The organism is Chitinophaga sp. CB10 (genome assembly GCA_001870995.2).
Lineage (GTDB): Bacteria > Bacteroidota > Bacteroidia > Chitinophagales > Chitinophagaceae > Chitinophaga.
Genome location: MLAV02000012.1, coordinates 59,606 through 81,119, shown reverse-complemented (window position 1 = coordinate 81,119; position 21,514 = coordinate 59,606). Strand labels below are relative to the sequence as shown.

The 21,514-nt window shown below is 56.0% G+C and carries 12 protein-coding genes; all 12 read left to right on the top strand.

Translation table 11 applies throughout. The features are described 5' to 3' along the window. The 12 genes from BOC67_RS17165 to BOC67_RS17110 all read left to right on the top strand — a co-directional run bounded on the left by BOC67_RS17165 (position 1) and on the right by BOC67_RS17110 (position 21,509). A complete protein-coding gene (locus BOC67_RS17165) occupies positions 1 to 1,167 on the top strand; it encodes an extracellular solute-binding protein (protein WP_291911874.1) in 1,167 nt (388 codons plus the stop codon). Then, positions 1,164 to 2,312, top strand: a complete 1,149-nt coding sequence (locus BOC67_RS17160; RefSeq protein ID WP_291911873.1) for a CaiB/BaiF CoA-transferase family protein — start codon at positions 1,164 to 1,166, stop codon at positions 2,310 to 2,312. Before BOC67_RS17165 ends, BOC67_RS17160 begins: the two co-directional genes overlap by 4 nt. 10 nt (positions 2,313 to 2,322) lie before the next feature. Continuing rightward, entirely contained in the window at positions 2,323 to 3,468 is a 1,146-nt protein-coding gene (locus tag BOC67_RS17155) for a CaiB/BaiF CoA-transferase family protein (RefSeq protein ID WP_291911872.1), read from the top strand. Between the two features lie 38 nt (positions 3,469 to 3,506). Continuing rightward, a complete protein-coding gene (locus tag BOC67_RS17150; protein ID WP_291911870.1) occupies positions 3,507 to 4,364 on the top strand; it encodes an amidohydrolase in 858 nt (285 codons plus the stop codon). 9 nt (positions 4,365 to 4,373) lie between these two features. Next, positions 4,374 to 5,402 carry an L-rhamnose/proton symporter RhaT gene (locus BOC67_RS17145; RefSeq protein ID WP_291911869.1) on the top strand — a complete coding sequence of 343 codons (1,029 nt, stop codon included), beginning with the start codon at positions 4,374 to 4,376 and terminating at the stop codon, positions 5,400 to 5,402. A gap of 29 nt (positions 5,403 to 5,431) precedes the next feature. Next, a complete protein-coding gene (locus BOC67_RS17140) occupies positions 5,432 to 6,496 on the top strand; it encodes a Gfo/Idh/MocA family oxidoreductase (RefSeq protein WP_291911868.1) in 1,065 nt (354 codons plus the stop codon). 78 nt (positions 6,497 to 6,574) lie between these two features. Then, positions 6,575 to 9,274 carry a hypothetical protein gene (locus tag BOC67_RS17135; protein ID WP_291911866.1) on the top strand — a complete coding sequence of 900 codons (2,700 nt, stop codon included), beginning with the start codon at positions 6,575 to 6,577 and terminating at the stop codon, positions 9,272 to 9,274. A gap of 13 nt (positions 9,275 to 9,287) precedes the next feature. Continuing rightward, complete coding sequence (locus BOC67_RS17130) at positions 9,288 to 12,074, top strand: glycoside hydrolase family 95 protein (protein WP_291911864.1); 2,787 nt, start codon at positions 9,288 to 9,290, stop codon at positions 12,072 to 12,074. Between the two features lie 3 nt (positions 12,075 to 12,077). Beyond that, complete coding sequence (locus BOC67_RS17125; RefSeq protein WP_291911863.1) at positions 12,078 to 14,816, top strand: family 78 glycoside hydrolase catalytic domain; 2,739 nt, start codon at positions 12,078 to 12,080, stop codon at positions 14,814 to 14,816. Positions 14,817 to 14,819: 3 nt separating this feature from the next. Next, the gene (locus BOC67_RS17120) at positions 14,820 to 17,246 is read left to right on the top strand and encodes a glycoside hydrolase family 2 TIM barrel-domain containing protein (protein ID WP_291911862.1); all 2,427 of its coding nucleotides are present in this window, start codon (positions 14,820 to 14,822) and stop codon (positions 17,244 to 17,246) included. A gap of 174 nt (positions 17,247 to 17,420) precedes the next feature. Then, positions 17,421 to 18,167 carry a DUF3826 domain-containing protein gene (locus tag BOC67_RS17115; RefSeq protein ID WP_291911861.1) on the top strand — a complete coding sequence of 249 codons (747 nt, stop codon included), beginning with the start codon at positions 17,421 to 17,423 and terminating at the stop codon, positions 18,165 to 18,167. A 153-nt stretch (positions 18,168 to 18,320) separates the two neighbouring features. Continuing rightward, positions 18,321 to 21,509, top strand: coding sequence for a SusC/RagA family TonB-linked outer membrane protein (locus BOC67_RS17110; protein ID WP_291911860.1), 3,189 nt, complete (start codon positions 18,321 to 18,323; stop codon positions 21,507 to 21,509). Positions 21,510 to 21,514: the final 5 nt, after the last annotated feature.

Below are 21,514 nucleotides of genomic sequence, written 5' to 3'. Positions count from 1 at the left end.
ATGGCCCGAATCGTATTGCAGGGAATCACATGGGATCATAGCCGCGGCCTGACTCCATTGCTGGCAGCCGCGCAGCGTTACCAGGAACTCCATCCCAACGTGGATATTCACTGGAAAAAAAGAACGCTGCAGGAATTTGCCGATGCCCCGATTGAAAAACTGACACACCACTATGATCTCCTGATTATTGACCATCCGTGGGTAGGCTGTGCCGCCGCCACCCGCTGCGTGCTGCCGCTGAACGAATACCTGCCCGCGGAGTACCTGGCCAACCAGGCCGCCAATTCCGTCGGCGCCTCGCATGCCAGTTATGAATACGACAAGCAGCAGTGGGCGCTGGCCATCGACGCCGCCACGCCGGCCGCCAGCTACCGGAAGGACCTCCTGGAAAAACACCACCAGCAGCTGCCCGCCACCTGGAACGACTTGCTGCTGCTCGCCGTGAAAGGAAAAGTAGCTGTGCCGGCTATTCCGATTGACCTGCTGATGAACTTCTATACCTTCTGCATCGCCAACGGCGCTGCGCCGTTTGCAAACCGGGAAGAGGTAATCGACCGGGAAACCGGGCTGCGGGCTATCGAAAGTATGAAACAGCTGTATAGCCTCCTAGATAAAAGGATGTTCCAGTGCAATCCCATTGCCGTAGCGGAACTCATGAGCCGTACGGATGATTTTTGGTACTGCCCCTTTGCCTACGGTTATTCCAACTATGCCCGTTACGGCTATGCGGACAACCTCCTGCATTACGCGCCGGTGGTCACTTTCAATGCCAGGCCTTTTCGTACAACCGTGGGCGGTACCGGCATCGCTGTTTCCGCTTATTCCAAACACCGGGAGGCAGCGGTGGACTTCGCCGCATGGATATGCGCAGAGCGCATCCAGCGCACGCTGTACGTGCAAAACGGCGGGCAGCCGGGCCACCGCGCCGCGTGGACGGACCCGCTGGCCAATCAGCTGACCAATAACTTCTTCCAACAAATATTGCCCGTGATGGATAACGGGTATATCCGTCCGCGTTATAACGGCTACCTGCACTTCCAGGACCATGCAGGCCTGCCGCTGCATGCCTGCCTGCTGGACAATAAAAACCCGGTGGCCACCCTGGATGAAATGAACCGTATTTACCGCGACAGCCTCGTCACTCACAAAACGCATGCTACTGTATGATGGACCTGCCATTAGAAGGAATTACCGTGCTGGAATTTAGCCAGTACCTCTCCGGCCCCTCCGCAGGCCTGCGCCTGGCGGACCTCGGCGCAAGGGTGATCAAAATTGAACGGCCCGTACACGGGGAAGCCGGAAGGAAATTGTCGATCAAAAACCTGTGGGTAGACGATAGCTCCCTGCTCTTTCATACGATCAACCGCAATAAGGAAAGCTTTGCGGCGGACCTCAAAAACCCGGACGACATCGCCCTCGTGCAACAGCTCATCGCAAAGGCGGATGTGCTCATTCATAACTTCCGCCCGGGCGTGATGCAAAAGATAGGGCTGGACTACGCCGCAGCCGCGGAAATCAATCCCCGCCTCATTTACGCGGAGATCACCGGCTACGGCAAAGACGGCCCCTGGAAGGAAAAGCCCGGGCAGGACCTCCTGCTGCAATCCATCACCGGCCTGGCATTCACCACCGGCAACCGGAGCAACGGCCCCGTGCCATTCGGTGTAGCCATTGCCGATATCCTCTGCGGGTCGCAACTGGTGCAGGGTATCATCGCGGCGCTGATACGCCGCAACAAAAAAGGCGTAGGCGCGCTGGTGGAAATCAGCCTGATGGAATCCTTGCTGGACTTCCAGTTTGAGCTGCTCACGACTTATTACAATAGCCGGCAACAGCCGCAGCGGAGCGAGTCCAACAGCGGGCATACCTTGCTGGGCGCGCCTTACGGCGTGTATAAAACCGCCGATGGTTTCATTGCCCTGGCGATGATGGATATTGGCGCGCTGGCGGAAACGATTGACTGCAGCGGTTTGCAGGGCTTTACGAACGACCAGGCCTTTGCCGAAAGGGACCGTATCAAAGCCCTCCTCGCCGCGCACCTGCCGGCGCAACCTACCGCGCACTGGCTGGAAAAGCTGCAGCAGCGCGGCCTCTGGGCGATGGAAGTATTTGACTGGGAAAAAATGACGGCCCATGACGCCTATCGCGCGCTGCAAATGGAACAGCCGCTGCACGCGGAAGGCAAGGAGATCATTACCACCCGCTGCCCGATCCGCATCAACGGCCGCCGCCTGTTATCCAACCGGCCTGCCCCGAAAGTGGGAGAGCATACGGAAAAGCTGATCCGGGAAATGAATGAAGTGTTGAAGTAAACAAGAACGAATGTTGTTAGACGATATACTGGTAATAGATTTTAGCCAATTTTTATCCGGACCTTCCGCCGCATTGCGGCTGGCGGACATGGGCGCGCAGGTGATCAAAATTGAAAAGCCCGGCACGGGCGACATCTGCCGGCAGCTCTATGTATCCGACGTACGGATAGAAGGGGAGTCCACCATCTTCCACGCCATCAACCGCAATAAACAAAGCTATGTGGCGGATCTCAAACAGCCGGCCGACCTCGAAAAAATAAAGCAACTACTGTCCGGAGCGGACGTGATGATGCACAACTTCAGACCCGGCGTCATGGAGCGCATCGGGCTGGATTACGCATCCGTGAAGGAGATCAACCCCGGCATCGTATATGCGGAGCTGAACGGCTTTGGACACGAAGGCCCCTGGAAACACTTGCCCGGGCAGGATTTGCTGTTGCAGGCCGCCTCCGGGCTGACCTGGCTGAGTAATAACCAGCAGGAAAATCCTACGCCCATGGGCGTGGCCGTGGTAGATATTATGGCCGGTACCCACCTGGCGCAGGGCGTGCTGGCAGCGCTGCTGAAGAAGAGCGTGAGCGGCAAAGGCGCGCTGGTACAGGTGAGCATGTTCGAAAGCATACTGGACTTCCAGTTTGAAGTACTCACCTGTTATTATAACGACGGGCGTCAGCTCCCGGTGCGCAGCGCAGTGAATAACGGGCACGCCTATATTTCGGCGCCCTATGGTATTTATAAAACGAGCAGCGGCTATATGGCGCTGGCCATGGGCAACATCCTTGTGCTGGCGGAACTGCTGGGCTGCGCGCCACTGAAGCAGTTCACCGAGCCGGCGAGCTGGTTTAACAAACGGGATGAGATCAAACAAATCCTGGCCGGTCACCTGGCGGGTAACACGGCGGCGCACTGGCTGGGTATTCTGGAGCAGGCGGACATCTGGTGCGCGCCTGTAATGGATTATGACCAGCTGGTGAAGGAAGAGGCCTACCGCCTGCTGCAAATGGAAATTACGGTGAAAACCAGCAACGGCTTATCCGTAAAAACTACGCGCTGCCCTATTAGAGTAGACGGGAAATTATTATCTTCCGCCAAAGGAGCCCCGCTGCTGGGAGAAGACAATGAAGCAATAGACAGGTTGTTTGGGCTCAGGGATTAACCACGTCTTGTATGGAAGCCAATAGAAAACCAGCATCGATGAAAATAGTCGATACACACGTACACGTATGGAACCTCAGCCGGGCGCCTTACCCCTGGCTGGAAGGGGATACCTCTATCCTGAATCGTACCTGGACCATTGATGAACTTGCGCCCGTGCGGGAAGCCGCCGGCGTAACGCATGGCGTGCTGGTACAGGCCAGCGGCTGCCTGGAAGATACGGAGCTGATGCTGGAAACCGCCCGCGAAACGCCATGGGTGCATGGCGTAGTGGCATGGCTACCGCTAACGGATATACGAAGTACGACTGTTTTGTTGGAGGAGCAATTCCTCCACGAACCATATTTCAAAGGCATCCGCCACCAGATCCATGATGAGCGCGATCCCAGGTGGCTGCTGCAGCCCGCCGTGATAGAGAGCTTGCGGCTGCTGGCCCGTTATGATATTCCTTACGACCTGGTGGGCATCCTGCCGGAACACCTGGAAACAGCGCTGGCCGTAGCGGAAAAAGTACCCGGTTTAAGAATGGTGTTCGACCACCTGAATCAGCCGCCGATCAGCGAAAAGCGGCTGTCCGGCCGCTGGCATGAGCTGATGCGCGAGGCGGCCGGGCATCCCGGATTTTATGCTAAAATATCCGGGCTGGGCACGGCTTCCGGGAATTTTGCAGGGCGCACCGCGGAGGATATACTGCCGTACGTGGCCTATGTATTGGAGCATTTCGGCGCGGAGCGCTGCTTTTGCGGGGGCGACTGGCCGGTGTCTATGCTGGCGGACGATTATGCCGGCACCTGGCAAACCACCCGCAGCATCATCTCCCGGCTTTGCGGCAGGGAGGACCAGGAGAAAATATTTCACGAAAACGCAGCGCGTTTTTACCGATTAACCACCATTTAAAATATTACCATGGAAGTGATCAATGGTATATTCTTTCATGCAATGGGCGCTTCCGGCGCGGCATTGTGCTATACGCCGCAAAAGAAGGTCAGCGGCTGGTCCTGGCATACCTACTGGCTATTGCAGGCGGCGGTTTGCTGGCTGTTGCTGCCGGTGCTGGTGGCGTGGATCACCATTCCTCAGCTGACGGCCGTACTGCGGGAAGCCCCGGGATACGCCATGCAGCGCTCCTTCCTGCTGGGCATGGCTTACGGCGTGGGCGGTACGGCGTTTGGCATTGCCATCCGCTACGTGGGCTTTTCGCTGACCTACGCTATCTCTGTGGGCATCTCCTGCGTGCTGGGTACCTTGCTGCCGCCATTGGTGCACGGTACGCTGCCAATGATATTTGCCGCCAGCGGCGCGCCTTACCTGGCGGGCGGCGTAACCATGGGCGCGGTGGGCATTGCCCTGTGCGGCCTTGCCGGCCGTAAAAAGGAGAAGGACATCACCGCGGGGAACAAGGCTGCTGCCTTTTCGCTTGCGAAAGGGTTGCCTTTATGCCTGCTGTCTGGCGTACTTTCCGCCCTGTACGGCTTTTCGCTGGACCAGGGCCAGCCCGTGGCCGATGTGGCGGCGCGCTATGGCGCCGGGCATTTCCAGGGCAATGTGATTTACCTTTTTTCCAATACCGGCGCTTTTGTTACAACGCTGTTGTATTGTTTATACCTGCATGCGAAGGAAAAAACGTTTGGGGAGTATGCAGTGGCGGGCGACAATAAACTACCGCTGAATTACGCCATGGCCGCGCTGACGGGCTTACTCTGGTACGGACAGTTTTTCTTTTACGGACTGGGACACGTGCGCATGGGGCAATTTAAATTCTCCAGCTGGGCCATTCACATGATCATGCTGGTATTGCTGAGCGCTATCCTGGGTTTGGTGCTGAAAGAGTGGAAGCACTGTTCCCCCGGCACGCTGCGCATCCTGCGGCTGGCGCTGGGCGTACTGGTGGCGGCCATCCTATTGTTAACTTACGGCAACTATGTGGACGCTTAGTCCGCCCTGTTGCCCAACTTATTCACGTTATGAAACCGGCTTTACCTTTACATACGCATCCCGTTTTTATCATCGGCGCAGGCGGCATTGTGAACGCCGCGCACCTGCCTGCCTATCAACTGGCGGGCTTTTCCGTGCAGGGCATCTACGATCTATCCTATGAAAAAGCGGCGGCTACTGCTGCCAGCTTTAATATTCCGCAGGTATTTCATTCCCTGGAAGCCATGCTGGCAGCCGCTCCCGAGGGGGTGATCTACGACGTGGCCGTACCGGGATCGGCCATGTTATCCGTGCTGGAGCAATTGCCTGCCGGCGCGCGGGCGCTGCTGCAAAAGCCGATGGGCGAAAACTTGCAGCAGGCGCAGCAAATACTTGCGCTCACCCGCGCAAAGCAAATGCTTGCCGCAGTGAACTTCCAGCTCCGTTATGCGCCCTACATCCTGGCTGCCAAGGACATGATGCAACGAGGGGAGATAGGGGCGCTGAATGATGTAGAGATTAACGTGAACGTATATACGCCGTGGCGCCTGTGGGATTTCCTGTACACGGCCGAACGGGTGGAAATCCTTTACCATAGTATTCATTATATAGACCTCGTCCGCAACCTCCTGGGCAACCCGGTGTCCGTCTTTGCGAAGACGGTGAAGCACCCGGCCATGGCGCAACTGGCTTCTGTGCGCAGTAACATCATCATGGATTACGGGGACCTGGTGCGGGCCAACATCCTCACCAATCATTGCCACCACTTCGGCAATGAACAGCAGCATGCCTACATTAAACTCGAAGGCGATAAAGGCGCGATCAAAATCGATTTTGGCGCGTTGATCAACTACCCGCACGGAGTGGGCGATCGCTTTTATTACACCGTGGCTAACGGTAATGGTTACACGGAGTGGAAGGAGTTGCCGGTAGAGGGCACCTGGTTTCCGCATGCTTTTACAGGCAGTATGGCGCAGTTGATGGTAGCGGCTGAAACCGGCGCCCGGCCTGATAATTCCGTGGAGGACTGCATTGATACCATGGCCTGCGTAGAGGCGGCCTATGCGGCCAGTCAGCAAGGCGGGCTGCCGTTGCGCAATTTCCAGAACTTTTGAATGAGTAGCATCGTGAGAATATTTTGTATCGTTTTAAGTTTTTTACTGTGGCCAACTTTTACCGCTGGCCTGCACGCCATGCCGCAGCGGGATGCGGAGAACGCCATTTGCCTCCGCTATGTATCCGGGCAACCATCGCCCCGGGTAAAATGGGGGATGGAGCAGCTGGCCGCTGCCCTGAAAAGTGCCGGCTATGCGGTGGTTACAGGTAATAAAGGGGTGGGGGGAAAAACTATTGTTATCGGGGGGTGGGATGCCGCGTCCGTACAACAGGAGTTGCAGGGCATTACGCACGAAGCAGCAAGGCCGGGAAAGGAGGGGTTTCTCCTGACAAGCGGAAAAGGTGGGCTGCTGATCGCCGGCAATGATGATACAGGCATCCTCTATGGTTGCCTCGGGCTGGCGGATAGCATCAGGCAATCCGGCAAACTGCCGGCGTCCATCCACCAGGCGGACCAGCCGCAGATGGTGCTGCGTGGCGCCTGCATCGGTGTGCAGAAGCCCTATTACCTCCCGGGCAGGAACGTCTATGAATACCCTTACACGCCGGAAACCTTTCCCTGGCTGTACGACAAGCAACTATGGATACAATACCTGGATTCCCTGGCGGCGAACCGGATGAACGCCCTCTTCCTCTGGAACGGCCACCCCTTCGCATCCCTGGTGAAGCTGAAGGACTACCCCTATGCCGTGGAAGTGGATGAAGCCACCTTCCGCAGGAATGAGGAATTGTACAGCTTCCTCACTACGGAAGCGGATAAACGGGGCATCTGGGTAATCCAGATGTTCTATAACATTATTGTTTCCAAACCTTTTGCCGGGTATCACCATATTAAAACGCAGGAGCGGGAACGCCCCATTATCCCACTCATAGCGGATTACACGCGTAAGTCCATCGCAGCCTTCGTGGAAAAATACCCTAACGTGGGCCTCATGGTTTGCCTGGGGGAGGCCATGGAAGGCGTGGGCAACGATGATATCGAATGGTTTACCAAAACGATTATCCCCGGCGTGAAAGACGGGCTGGCGGCGCTGGGCAAGACCACAGAGCCGCCCATCGTGCTGCGGGCGCATGATACCAATGCCCCGGAAGTGATGCGGGCCGCCCTGCCGTTGTACAAAAATCTTTATACGGAAGCTAAATTTAACGGGGAGGCGCTCACCACGCCGCGCCCGCGCGGCTCCTGGGCGGAGCTGCACCAAACGCTCAGTAAGCTGGGCAGTGTGCAGCTGGAGAACGTGCATATCCTCGCCAACCTGGAACCTTTCCGCTATGGGTCGCCGGCATTCATTGCAGCATCAGTGAAAGGAATGCATGAGGTCATGGGAGGTAACGGGTTGCACCTCTACCCGCAGGCCTCCTATTGGGACTGGCCGTACAGTGCGGACAGCGTGCAGGGCCATCGCCTCCTGCAGATTGAGCGGGACTGGATCTGGTACCGGGCCTGGGCGCGCTATGCCTGGAATGCGGACAGGCCGCCCGCGGAGGAAGCGCAATACTGGAATCAACAGCTGGCCGCCCAATACGGCTGCAGCGCCTCCGATGCGGCGAACATAGTAGCGGCCTACGACCAGTCCGGCGAAATTGCGCCCAAACTGCTGCGCCGCTTCGGCATCACGGATGGCAACCGCCAAACCCTGACGCTGGGCATGCTCATGACGCAGCTGATCAATCCTTTCCGCTATGGCCTGTTTACGCTGTTGTATGACTGCGAAAGCCCGGAAGGGGAGATGATTATTGATTATGTGGACAAGGAAATAAAAGGCCAGCCGCACACCGGCGAAACGCCGGTGGCTGTCATGCAGGCGGTCAAGGCCCATGGCGATGCCGCCGTGGCTGCGCTGGAAAAGGTTGCGCCTCATGTAACCCGTAACAGGGAAGAGTTTGAGCGCCTGCTCAATGATATGAAATGCTACCGGGCGCTCGCTTATCACTTTAGCCATAAAGTAGGCGCAGCCATCCAGTTGCTGCGCTATAAATATACCGGCAACGTGGCGGACCTGGAAGCCGCTATCCCGGACCTGGAGCAGAGCGTAACCTGGTACAGGCAACTGGCTGCCCTTACGGCCGGCGCCTACCTGTATGCGAACAGTATGCAAACGGCGCAACGCAAAATTCCTATGCGCGGGGTGGACGGTACTTATAAACACTGGACGGAGATGGTACCGGTATTCGAACAGGAGCTGACTACGTTCACCGGCAAAATTGATTCGCTGAAGCATATGCGTACGAACGGCAGCGTAGTACGCCAGCCGTTGGCGCAGGCGCCCGTGGCGGCCAGCGCGCCTATGGTGGCGCTGCGGGAAGGCGCGCAGTTATTTAATGATACCAGCCTTACCGTGAAAAGCCTGGCCCCTGAGCTCTCCGGCCTGCGCGCCGTGCAGCTCTCTTTCCGGCAGTTGCAGCAAACGCCGGCCACGGTTACTTTTACCACCAAAGCCCCGGTGAAAGTGCTGGTAGGCTATTTCAAAACGCAGCGCGGCGCCTTTGTAACGGATACCGTTTTTGCGAAGCCGCCGGAGCTGGAAACCAACGCCGCAGCGGATGATTACGGGCAGGCAGAAGCCCGCATTTCCAATGGGCTGATCATCGGTGACCTGCCCCCGGTGAACGTCCATACCTACCAGTTTACTACGGGCACGCATACACTCCGGCTGCCGAAAGGGGCCTGCCTGGTGCTGGGCTTTGCCAATGGCGCACAGCCGGTACCCGTGTACGATGCTATGCTGAGCGGGGATGATAAGTCAAAAAATTTGGATTGGTTATTTGAACGCTAACGGGATAATATATATGAAGATCAAATTTTTTATAAGTGCCTTGCTGCTGCTCTGCAGCCATTTCGTATATGCGCAGGCGTTAAAGCTCTGGTACAGGCAACCGGCGGTGAAATGGACGGAAGCGCTGCCCATCGGCAATGGCCGCATTGGCGCCATGGTATTTGGCGGCGTCGCGGAGGACCGCATCCAGTTCAACGAAGAGACTCTCTGGACGGGCGAGCCCCGGAATTACAACCGCCCGGGCGCTTATCACTACCTCGATACCCTGCGCCAGCTGCTCTTCCGCGGCGATCAGCAAGCGGCGGAGGCCCTGGCGGAAAAAGAATTCATGGGCCTCAAGAGCAACGAAGCGGAGAAGCATAACTGGATTGCCATGGTGCGCGCCAGCCAGGAAAAAGCCACCCGCGGGTATAACGACAGCGCCTGGAAAACCATGTGGGTACCGTCTTACGAAGGTTGGGAAGCAGCCGGCTTCGATGGACTGGACGGGGCGGTATGGCTGCGCAGGACTTTTGAAGTAGGGACGGAGCTGGCAGGCAGGGAAATGATACTGGACCTGAACCGCATCCGCGATTATGATTTTACTTATATCAACGGGAAGCTGGTGGGCTCCCAGCAACAACCCGAAGGCCGCAAATACAAGGTGCCGGCGGGGTTACTCCACCAGGGAACCAACACCATTGCCGTGCTGGTCTTAAACTTTACGGATAAAGGCGGCATCACCGGCTATAAGGATACGACGCGCCATATTGGACTGTACCTGCCGGAGCAAAGCGCGCCGGCCATTTCCCTGAACGGCAGCTGGAAGTACTTTATTCAAAACGATGAACCGCCTGCCGTGGGCAAATACCAGGCGAATTACCTGCCATTCGGGGATGTGTATTTAGGATTTAACCATAAAGGAACGATAAAAAATTACCGGCGGGAGCTGGACCTGAACCAGGCCCTGGCCAGCGTAAGCTATACAGTGGATGGTACGGATTACACGCGGGAATACCTCGTGAGTCAGCCGGATCAGGCGCTGGCCATCCATCTGGGGGCCAGCAAGAAAGCGAGTGTGAATACCGTGGTACGCCTGGGTAGTCCGCACAAAGCCACAGTGCGTACCAATGCGGACCAGTCGGTTATTTCCATCGCGTTCCACGTGCGGGAAGGCGTACTGTCCGGCGCGGGCTACCTGCAGGTGCATACGGACGGCGGAAGGGTAAAAGTCCTGGAAGACAGGATTGAAATCGAACAGGCGGATGCCGCGGATATTTATGTAACGGCTGCTACCAGTTATGTCAATTTCAAAGACCATAGCGGTAAGCCGGAAGCGGCCTGTGAGCGGGCCTTGCAGGCGATCAAAGGAAAATCCTACGCGCAGCTGAAAGCGGCGCATATCAAGGAATACCAGCAGTACTTTAACACTTTCTCCGCTAACTTCGGCACTTCCGCCAACGAGGCCCTGCCTACGGATGAAAGGATTGTGCGCTTCACCCAATCGAACGATGCGCCGTTTGTAGCCCTGTACATGCAGTATGCCCGCTACCTGCTGATATCCGCTTCCCGCCCGGGTACGCGGCCGGCGAATTTGCAAGGCATCTGGAACGACCTGATGTCGCCGCCCTGGGGCAGTAAGTACACCACCAACATCAACCTGGAAATGAACTATTGGCCGGCGGAAATCCTCCACCTTTCGCCCATGCATGAGCCGCTGTTCCGCATGATAGACGAATTGCAGGTGACCGGCCACCAGACCGCGCAGGCATACTACCATGCGCCGGGATGGGTGCTGCATCACAATACGGACTTATGGCGCGGCACGGCGCCTATCAATGCCGCAAACCACGGGATATGGGTTACAGGCGGGGCGTGGCTCTGCCAGCATCTTTGGGAGCATTACCTGTTTACGCAGGATAAGGAATTTTTACGCGTGAATGGCTATCCCGCCATGAAGGAAGCGGCCGCATTTTTCAATGCTTACCTCGTGAAGGACCCTGCCACCGGCTGGTTGATCAGCGGTCCGTCCAATTCGCCGGAGCATGGCGGGTTGGTTATGGGGCCCGCGATGGATCACCAGATCATCAGGACCTTGTTCCGGAACGTGATAGCCGCCAGTGAAATATTACAGGTAGATGCAGATTTCCGCCGGGAGCTGGCGGCAAAAGTTCCGCAAATAGCGCCGAATAAGATTGGGCAACACGGGCAGCTGCAGGAGTGGCTGCAAGACCTGGATGATCCGCAGGACAGGCACCGCCACGTATCGCACCTCTGGGGCCTGTACCCAGGCAGCGAAATCAACTGGGAGGACACGCCTGACCTGGTGAATGCCGCCAGGCAATCCCTGCTCTTCCGCGGGGATGCCGCTACAGGCTGGAGCCTGGCCTGGAAGATCAATTTCTGGGCACGGTTTAAAGATGCGGATCATACGTTTAAAATGATCGGCATGCTGCTGAGCCCTGCCAGTAAAGGCGCGGGCAGCTATCCCAACCTCTTCGACGCGCATCCGCCGTTCCAGATTGACGGGAATTTTGGCGGCGCGGCCGGCATGGCTGAAATGCTGATCCAGAGCCATACCCGCTACATCGATATCCTGCCGGCCCTGCCTGCGGCCATACCCGATGGCGACATCAAAGGCATTTGCGCCAGGGGAGGTTTTGAGATGGACATGGGATGGAAGCGGGGCGCGCTGCAATACCTCACCGTAAGATCAAAAGCCGGGCAGCCGCTCGTGCTGCGGTATAACGGCAAAGTGCGGGAAGTGCCGACGGTAAAGAACGGCACGTACCGGTTCAACGGAAAACTTGAAACATTATAATACATGAAGTACTGGTGTTGTTGTTGGTGGATATTATCGGCGGGTACGGCACTTGCGCAGCAACCTGCCACGGTGGCCAACCTCCGGGTAGAGTACCTGGATAATCCCACCGGGATTGACCGCAAAGCGCCCGCTTTCAGCTGGGAGTACGGGCTTGCGCCGGATAACTACCGCCAGGCAGCCTATCGCATACTGGTGGCGGATGATAGTTTGTTGCTGGGGAGAGATACAGGGAATATCTGGGACAGTAAGCGCGTCAGCGCAGGAGATGCCCTGCAGGTACATTACAATGGCCTGCCGTTACAATCCGGCAAAAAATACTGGTGGAAGGTAATGGCCTGGGATGTAAATGGTAGCCCTACCGGGTGGAGCGCCATCCGGCACTGGCGGATGGGACTGTTGCAGGAGGCCGACTGGAAAGGGGCGAAGTGGATCGGTTATGAAAACATCCCCGATTCAGCGGTGATAGTGCCGCATGTACACCTCAATGGCAAAAAGGCCTGGGGTCCGCGGAGGGATGTACTGCCAATGTTCCGCAGGGAGTTTACAGTGCGCAAACCGCTGAAAGCCGCGGTGGCCTTTGTATCCGGACTCGGGCAGTTTGAAATGAGTATCAACGGTGTCAAAACCGGGGACGCCTTTCTGGAACCGGGATGGACGGACTATCGCCGGGCTGCCCAATACGTTACCTATGAAGTGACGCAGCAACTCAAGCCGGGGGCTAATGCCATCGGCATACTCCTTGGCAACGGGTTTTATTACATCCCCGGGGAGCGTTACCGTAAAATGACGGGCGGTTACGGATATCCTAAAATGATCCTCCGCCTGCAACTGCAATACACCGATGGTACCACGGAAGATGTAGTGACGGATGAGCGTTGGCAAACCGCTGCTTCGCCGCTGTACTTCTCCGGTATCTACGGCGGGGAGGATTACGATGCCCAACGGGAGCAGGAGGGCTGGGACCGGCCCGGCTTCCCGGCGGACGGCTGGAAGGCCGCGCTGCCAACCGCCCCGGCGCCGCTGGTAGCGCAGATCAACACGCCTGTACGCAAAACCACGCGATATGAAGTGCAAAAAAGCTGGCAGCTCCATGATACAACGGTGTACGACTTTGGGCAAAATACGGCCGCAGTACCTTCCATAGTAGTTTGGGGGAATAAAGGGGATACGGTCCGCCTGTTTCCAGGAGAGCTGGTGAATGCAGATGGCGCCGTCAACCAGAAGGCTACCGGCGCTCCCTATATCCTGACTTATGTGCTGAAAGGCAGCACCGCCGCGGCGCCTGAAACATGGCAGCCACGGTTTACGTACTATGGTTACCGTTATATACAGGTAGTGCGCATCCCGAAGGAGGCGGGCGCTAAGCGGCCGGCCCTCGTGAAAATCTCCAATGAAGCCATCAGCGCGGCGGGCTCCCGTTCGGGGAGTTTCAGCTGCTCGAATGAACTGTTCAATAAGATCTACCAGCTGATTGATCACGCGATCACCAGTAACACGGTGAGCGTGTTTACGGACTGTCCGCACCGCGAAAAGCTGGGCTGGCTGGAACAGACCTACCTCATGGGCCCTTCCGTATCCTACAACTATCACATTGCGCCGCATTACCGCAAGGCAATTTTCGATATGCAGCATGCGCAATACCCGGATGGGAAAATCCCCGAGATAGTGCCGGAGTTCACCCGCTTTACCCCGCCGTTCGACGAATCGCCGGAATGGGGCAGCGCGGCCGTGATCGTGCCGTGGAACAACTACCGCTGGTATGGCGACCTGCGGACGCTGGAGGAGTCGTACCCGATGATGCAGCAGTATGTGGCGTACCTGCAGGGCCGCAGCAAGGGGCATATTGTGTCGCACGGGCTGGGCGACTGGTTCGATATCGGTCCGCAGCGGTCCGGCTTTTCCCAGATGACGAAAATGGGCATCACGGCAACGGCTACTTATTATTACGACCTCTCCATTATGGCCCGGGTGGGGGCTTTGCTGCATAAATCCGCCGATGCGGCCAGGTACCGGCAGTTGGCGGCGCAGGTGAAAGCCGCTTTCAATAAAGCGTTTTTCGATCCTCAACGGATGCAATATGACACCGCGAGTCAAACCGCCAATGCCATGGCGTTGTATATGGACCTGGCGCCGGCGGACAAGCGGGCTGCCGTGTTAAACGCCCTGGTAACGGACATCCGTACACGAAATAATGCCCTCACCGCGGGGGACATCGGCTACCGCTATGTACTGCAGGCGTTGCAGGCCGGAGACCGGAACGACGTTGTTTTTGATATGAACTCCCGGGACGATGTGCCGGGATATGGTTTCCAGATCAGGCACGGCGCTACCGCGCTCACCGAAAGCTGGCAGGCCTATGAATTTGTATCCAACAATCACTTTATGCTGGGCCACCTGATGGAATGGTTCTATAGCGGGCTGGCAGGCATTCAGCAGGCAGCTCATTCCGCCGGCTTCCGGCATATTGTGATCAAACCCGCTCCCGTAGGCGATATCAGCTGGGTAAAATGCAACTACGCCAGCGCTGCCGGCCTGATCAGGGTGGAATGGAAAAAATCCGCGGAGGCGTTTGAGCTGAACGTTGAAATTCCTCCCAATACACAGGCGACCATCTGCCTGCCAGCGAAAGCCGGCGCTGTTGTAAAACAAAATGGCAGGCGGTTATCCAAAGCAGCCATTCAAAATGGCCGTATAGCCGTGCCCGTTGGGTCCGGCAAATACCTGTTCACTGTAATCTGATAAATGATGAAACGCATCTCCTGTATAAATATCTTCCTGTTGTGCTGCTTACTCGCCATGCAACCCTTGCAGGCGCAAACGGATTTTAATGACAACTGGAAGTTCCTGCAGGGGGACGACAGCCTGGCCCGCGCGCCCCGCTATAACGACGCGGGCTGGCGTACGCTGCGCCTGCCGCATGACTGGAGCATTGAAGGGGATTTTTCCGCAACGGCGCCGGCCACCACGCAGGGCGGCGCGCTGCCTGCCGGCATCGGCTGGTACCGCAAAACCTTTACCCTGCCTGCCGCGGCGGCGGATAAACTGGTGCGCATTGAATTTGATGGCATCTACCGGAACAGCGAAGTATGGATCAACGGGCATTACCTTGGCAAGCGCCCCAATGGTTATATTTCCTTTTCGTATGACCTGACGCCTTATATCCGCTTTGGCAGCCAAAATGTAATTGCCGTAAAAGTGGATAACAGCAGGCAGCCAAACTCCCGCTGGTACAGCGGCTCGGGGATTTACCGGAACGTAAGGCTGGTGGTAGGCAACAAAACAGGGTTTGAACGGAATGGTATTTTTATCAAAGCGCGCTATGAGAAGGACAGCCACGGTACAGCCACGGGGGTAATCGGGGTACAGGCTGCAATCCGCAACCATTCCGGAAGTAAGGCATACTGCCAGGTAGAAGTGCAGCTATACGATGCGGGAGGGAAGCTGGCGGCTTATATTATCTCCCCCAACACCCCAATAGCAAACAATACAAAAGATACACAGTTCCTGCAGGTGAAAATACCCGGCGTACAACTATGGTCCGTAACGGAACCGAATTGTTACACGGTTAAAACGCTGCTGAAATCAGGCGGTAAGGTACTGGATAGCGTCATAACGGTAACGGGCGTACGTAATTTTCATTTCGATGCGGACAAAGGCTTTTTCCTCAATGGGCAACCCCTGAAGATAAAGGGCGTGTGCATGCATCACGACCTCGGCGCGCTGGGCGCAGCGGTGCATGTACGCGCAATGGAGCGGCAGCTGGAGATCCTCCGGGAGATGGGCTGTAACGCCATCCGCACGGCCCACAACCCGCCTGCGCCGGAGTTCCTGGACCTTTGCGATAAAATGGGATTCCTGGTAATGGTGGAAGCGTTTGACATGTGGAAGAAGAAAAAAAATAAGTACGATTATTATGCTGATTTTGAAGCCTGGCATAAGCAGGACCTGGAGGAGATGGTGCTGCGGGACCGGAATCACCCGTCCGTGTTTATGTGGAGCATCGGCAATGAAATCCGCGAACAGTTTGACAGCAGCGGCATTACGCTGGGCCGGGAACTGGTGGGGATCGTAAAAGCCATTGATTCCACCCGCCCCGTTACCTGCGCGTTGAGCGAATGGAACCCCGCGAAAAACTTTATTTACCAGTCGCACGCCCTGGATGTGGTGGGGCTCAATTACCATCATGAAGTGTATGAAGATTTTAAGAAATACTATCCCGGGGAAATATTCCTGGGCAGTGAAAATGTCTCCGCCTTCGCTACAAGAGGCCACTATGGCCTGCCTTCTGACAGCGCTTATTTTTGGCCGGCGAAGTCGCCCCAGAAGATCGTGGAAAACGGCAACCCGGATTACACCGTTTCCGCTTACGATCAGGTAGCGGCCTATTGGGGCAGCACGCACGAAGCTACCTGGAAAATCATCCGGAAACATGACTTCCTTTCCGGCCTGTTTGTATGGAGCGGATTTGACTTCCTGGGCGAGCCCATTCCTTACCCATGGCCGGCGCGTAGCTCCTACTACGGCATCGTTGACCTGGCGGGCTTTCCCAAAGATGTGTACTACATGTACCAATCGGAATGGACGGACAAACCGGTGCTGCACATGTTCCCGCACTGGAACTGGCAGCCGGGCCAGCTGGTAGACGTTTGGGTGTATTACAATAATGCGGACGAAGTGGAGCTGTTCCTCAATGGCGCATCCCTCGGCGTAAAGCGAAAATCCCCGGATGACCTGCACCTGCTCTGGCGGGTACCGTTTACACCCGGCACGCTGAAAGCCGTATCCCGTAAGGGCGGGAAGGTGGTGCTGCAACGGGAAGTGCGGACGGCGGGCGCCCCTGCCGGCATTCAGCTCCAGGCGGACCGTAGTAAGATACAGGCCGATGGCAGGGACCTGTCCTATGTTACCTTACAGATTGTGGATGCCAACGGCATTCCAGTGCCGGATGCCGGTAACCGCATTCAATTTTCCATCGAAGGCCCCGGCGCAATTGCCGGCACTGACAACGGCTACCAGGCGGATACCGTTTCGCTGAAAAGCCCATCCCGGCAATGCTGGAAAGGCATGGCCCTGGCCATCGTCCAATCCACCGGCCAGCCGGGCGTTATCCGCCTCAAAGCCTCCGGCGCAGGTATCGCTCCCGCAACTATTTCCATCCGCACGGAGTAGTAAAAATTTTACGCAATCGTTCCCGGAGATATTTTATACGGCAAATAGTAAAATGTTCCATCTTTATAGTGAAACCTTACATTGGTTAAGGTAGTACTTGCAGGTATCTTTAAACCGGTGAAAAAATTACAGCGTCCACACTGTTTTTCACCTGAATGAAAAATCTGATGCAACATGAAAAAGCTATTCCGTGTTATGAAGGGTACCTCCCTGGCTGCTGCCCTGTGCCGGCTATCCGCTGCTGGCAGACGTTTGCCGTCTTTTTCCACTACGCTGGCTACTGCCGCCCTGGGCTTTTCCCTGTTGTGTTTTTCTTCCCGCGGCGAAGCGCAGGCAAACCCGGATTATGAAAAAGTATTGACGGAAAGGACGGGTAAGATTGTCCAAACTTTAGGCATTACCGACAGCGTCCAATATAAGGCCGTTATGAACACGATCGTCCATCAATACATGGACCTCAACGCTATCCACGATCAGTATAAAGTGGCGGTAGCCGCCATCAAAGCCGATTCCTCCAAAGGGGTGGATAAAGCCGCCGCGGTCAGACAGCAGGAAGAAAAAAAACAAGCCGCCCTGCGCGCCCTGCATCAGCAGTTCATCGCCAGCCTGAGCGCGCGGCTGAATGCCACGCAGGTGGAGCAAGTGAAGGACGGTATGACCTACCGCGTGCTGCCCGGCACTTTCAGCGCCTACCAGGATATGCTGCCGCAGCTGACGGCTGCGCAGAAGGAGCAGATCTACACCTGGCTGGTGGAAGCAAGGGAGCTGGCTATGGACGAAGGCACTTCCGGCGATAAGCACAAAGTTTTTGGCAAATACAAAGGGAGGATCAACAACTACCTCTCCGAAGCAGGGTACGACCTGAAGAAAGAAACAGCAGCCTGGCAGCAACGCCTGAAAGAAAGAAAAAATTCCAGATAACAACTCCGCATCCACGTTTGTCCTGACCACGAAAGGTTTCCACGATTGATGAAATTCCGGTTACGCTGATACAAACAGTCAACCAGATTGAATTATCCAGCTATTTGACTCAACCAAACTCATCTCACAAGCTATTTTTTTAAACGAACGCCAATGAATTCCATACGTTACATCAAACCGTTGCTGTTACTATTGCTATTGGTAGGCACGCTGCGGGTGTCCGCGCAGGAACGTACGATTTCCGGTACCGTGAAGGACCAGAAGACCGGCGAACTGATTGTGGGCGCTACCGTACGGGTAAAGAACAACACCATCGCCACGACCACCAACGGGGATGGTAAGTTTACCCTGAAAGTGCCTTCCGCGGAAGCGGTGGTAATGGTATCCCACCTGGGTTATACCTTTTATGAAACAAAAGTTTCCAACCTTCCGTCCGTGATTATGCTGACTACCGCCGAAAGAGGAGTAGGCGAAGTAGTGGTGGTAGGTTACGGCAGTAAAAAGAAGGGCGACCTGCTCGGCGCTATCGCCAACATTAAAGGCTCCGAGGTGGAAGACCTGCCGGTGGCCAACCTCGGCAGCGCGCTGATCAACCGCGTGCCGGGCGTGAGCGTCAACTACTCTTCCGGAAAGCCCGGTTCCACTACGAATATAAACATCCGCAATTCCATCACCTTCCCGGGGTCTACGGCGTCTACGACGCAACCGCTGTATGTGATAGACGGCATCATCGTCAACCCTACGACCTATAACCAGTCGCCCAACCCGGATTTCTTTGAAAACCTGGACGCGAGCCAGATTGAAGATATCACCTTCCTGAAAGACGCTTCCGCGGCCATTTACGGCGCGGCCGGCGCAAAAGGGGTGGTGCTCATTACTACGAAAAAAGGAAAGATCGGCAAGCCGAGGATTAACTACAACGGCTATCTTGGCCGCTCTACCGAGGCGGTGAAAACGAAAACCATGACGGCCTACCAGCACGCAAAGATGCTGAACGACGGCTGGGAAGCCAACAACGCCGCCTATTCCAACCGTTTCTCCGATGCGGACCTGGAAAAGCTGAAGCAAATGCCGGACCGTGCCTGGTACGACGACTTCTGGCAGCCGGGCAACGTGATGCGCCATACGCTGAATATCTCCGGCGGTTCCGAGCGGATCACCTTTTTTGCCGGCGGCAGCTATTATAAAGAGGATGGTAACTACGGCGATATCAACGTAAAGAAATACAGTGTGCGCGGATCCATGGATGCGAAGATCATTGACGGGCTGACGGCCAATGTCAGCTTCTCGTCCGACTTCAACCAGGAGTACCGCGGCACCAGCAAGGGCGCTAATCCGGAAACGGACGATCAGACTATCCGCGCGCTGTACCTCACGCCCAAATGGGTGCCTACTACCGTCAACGGTTTGCCGGTAGCGTTTAACGGTCCTAACCCGCCGGGCAACTGGAGCCTGCTGGCGCTGCTGAACTCCGGGAACTATACGCGTAACAAGTCCCAGGGCCTGAGCACCAACGCCTCCCTGGAATACCGGCCCAGCTATATCAAAGGGCTCAGCGCCAAAGTGCAGCTGGGTATCCTGAACCGCAACAACCAGGATAAGCAGTATTATCCTACTTATCGTGTAGCCAACGTCGTTAGACCCGGCTTCAGCAACAACGGTTTGCTGTATTCCGATTCCATTGACGCCAAAACGCCCTGGGTGACGATTACGAATAACGACCAGCTCTCGGAAGGTTCCACCATTTCCAGCAGCTACCAGCTGATCGGAACGCTGAACTACGCGCGCACCTTCGGGCAGCACGACATCGGCGTGCTCGTAGCCGTGGACCAGAGCGAAGCGGAAGCCCGCAACATCTTCCTGACCAAAAACAAACAACTGGTAATGGGCGTGGATGAGTTCTGGGCATTCAGCGATGACCCTACCACCGTGGCCTCCCTGGGCGCGGTGATCCGCAACCCGCAATCCACCCAGTTTGCGAAGCGTTCCTTCATCAGCCGTGCGAACTATTCCTTTGCAAATAAATACCTCATTGAATTTATCGGCCGCTTCGACGCTTCTTCCAACTTTGCGCCGGACAAGCGCTGGGGCTTCTTCCCCACAGTGGGCTTAGGCTGGCGGGTGAGCGAAGAGGAATTTTTTAAAGAGCGTTTTTTCTTTATTGACAACTTTAAGCTGAGAGCGATGTACGGGATCGTAGGAGAGGACCGTGTTTCCAATAAAACCTACGTCAACCGGTTCACCCAAACAACGGGCATGCTCTTTGGTAACGCCAATACCAATGGTCTTGATCCCAGCATTTACCCGAACCCGGATGCGACCTGGGAAAAAGCCCGTACCCTCAACGTGGGTTTTGACCTCACCATGCTTAAATCCAAACTCAATATCACGGCGGATTTTTACCACCGCTATACCTACGATGCGTTTAACCAGCTAGACGTAAGCGTGGTGCCGATGACCACCGGTTTGATCACTGCGGTGAAGAACTACGGTAAGGCGGTTGCCTACGGCGCTGAATTTGGCATCGGTTACCGGGATAACATCAACCGGGACTGGGGCTTTACGGCGGATGTGAACTTCGCTGTCACCAACAGCATGATCCTGCAGCAGTATTATAGTCCTGCCGCGCTCGGCCTGTTTGGTGAAGACGGTATTGAAAACCCGATCGGGAAGAATCCGAAAATCTATAACGGTAACAACTACGGCTATATCGCCACGGGCATCCTCCGCACGCAGGACGAGGTAGAGGCCATCCTGGCGAAGAATCCGAATTACACCATCGGAGGGCAAAAGCCGCAGGTGGGCTTCATGAATTACAAGGATGTGAACGGCGACGGGAAGATAGACGATAATGATGTAACGCTGATGTTTGACCGTACAGCGCCGGTTATAGGTTTTGGTATCACCCTGGGGGTTAACTACAAACAATTCAAACTGCAGACGAACCTGAACCTGTCTGTAGGGGGTAAAGTATTCTACGATTCCGAAGCCAAGAAAGCGCCGACTACTACGCAGAACGCGCCATCCTTCTGGAACGACCACTGGACGCCGGAGAATCCGAATGCCAAATATCCCCGCGCCGATGCGCCGCTGATCAAGGAGAACTCCACTTTCTGGGCGGTGAATGGTACGCAGTGCCGCATCAACAACGCCGTACTGTCGTACTCATTGCCAAAAGAGCTGGTGAACAGGTACAAGATTCCGGACCTGCGGGTAATGCTGACGGGCACCAACTTGTGGAACATCATTAATCCGTATAAGTACAAGGATCCATACACGAGCAACTTCGCCTCTTACCCTACGCTCAGAACGCTGTCCATAGGTATAGGCGCCAGTCTGTAAACTGC

Excerpts from the sequence above, each read along its gene's own strand:
- BOC67_RS17165 (WP_291911874.1), top strand. The coding sequence starts at position 1 with ATGGCCCGAATCGTATTGCAGGGAATCACATGGGATCATAGCCGCGGC.
- BOC67_RS17160 (WP_291911873.1), top strand. The coding sequence starts at position 1,164 with ATGATGGACCTGCCATTAGAAGGAATTACCGTGCTGGAATTTAGCCAG.
- BOC67_RS17155 (WP_291911872.1), top strand. The coding sequence starts at position 2,323 with ATGTTGTTAGACGATATACTGGTAATAGATTTTAGCCAATTTTTATCC.
- BOC67_RS17150 (WP_291911870.1), top strand. The coding sequence starts at position 3,507 with ATGAAAATAGTCGATACACACGTACACGTATGGAACCTCAGCCGGGCG.
- BOC67_RS17145 (WP_291911869.1), top strand. The coding sequence starts at position 4,374 with ATGGAAGTGATCAATGGTATATTCTTTCATGCAATGGGCGCTTCCGGC.
- BOC67_RS17140 (WP_291911868.1), top strand. The coding sequence starts at position 5,432 with ATGAAACCGGCTTTACCTTTACATACGCATCCCGTTTTTATCATCGGC.
- BOC67_RS17135 (WP_291911866.1), top strand. The coding sequence starts at position 6,575 with ATGCCGCAGCGGGATGCGGAGAACGCCATTTGCCTCCGCTATGTATCC.
- BOC67_RS17130 (WP_291911864.1), top strand. The coding sequence starts at position 9,288 with ATGAAGATCAAATTTTTTATAAGTGCCTTGCTGCTGCTCTGCAGCCAT.
- BOC67_RS17125 (WP_291911863.1), top strand. The coding sequence starts at position 12,078 with ATGAAGTACTGGTGTTGTTGTTGGTGGATATTATCGGCGGGTACGGCA.
- BOC67_RS17120 (WP_291911862.1), top strand. The coding sequence starts at position 14,820 with ATGATGAAACGCATCTCCTGTATAAATATCTTCCTGTTGTGCTGCTTA.
- BOC67_RS17115 (WP_291911861.1), top strand. The coding sequence starts at position 17,421 with ATGAAAAAGCTATTCCGTGTTATGAAGGGTACCTCCCTGGCTGCTGCC.
- BOC67_RS17110 (WP_291911860.1), top strand. The coding sequence starts at position 18,321 with ATGAATTCCATACGTTACATCAAACCGTTGCTGTTACTATTGCTATTG.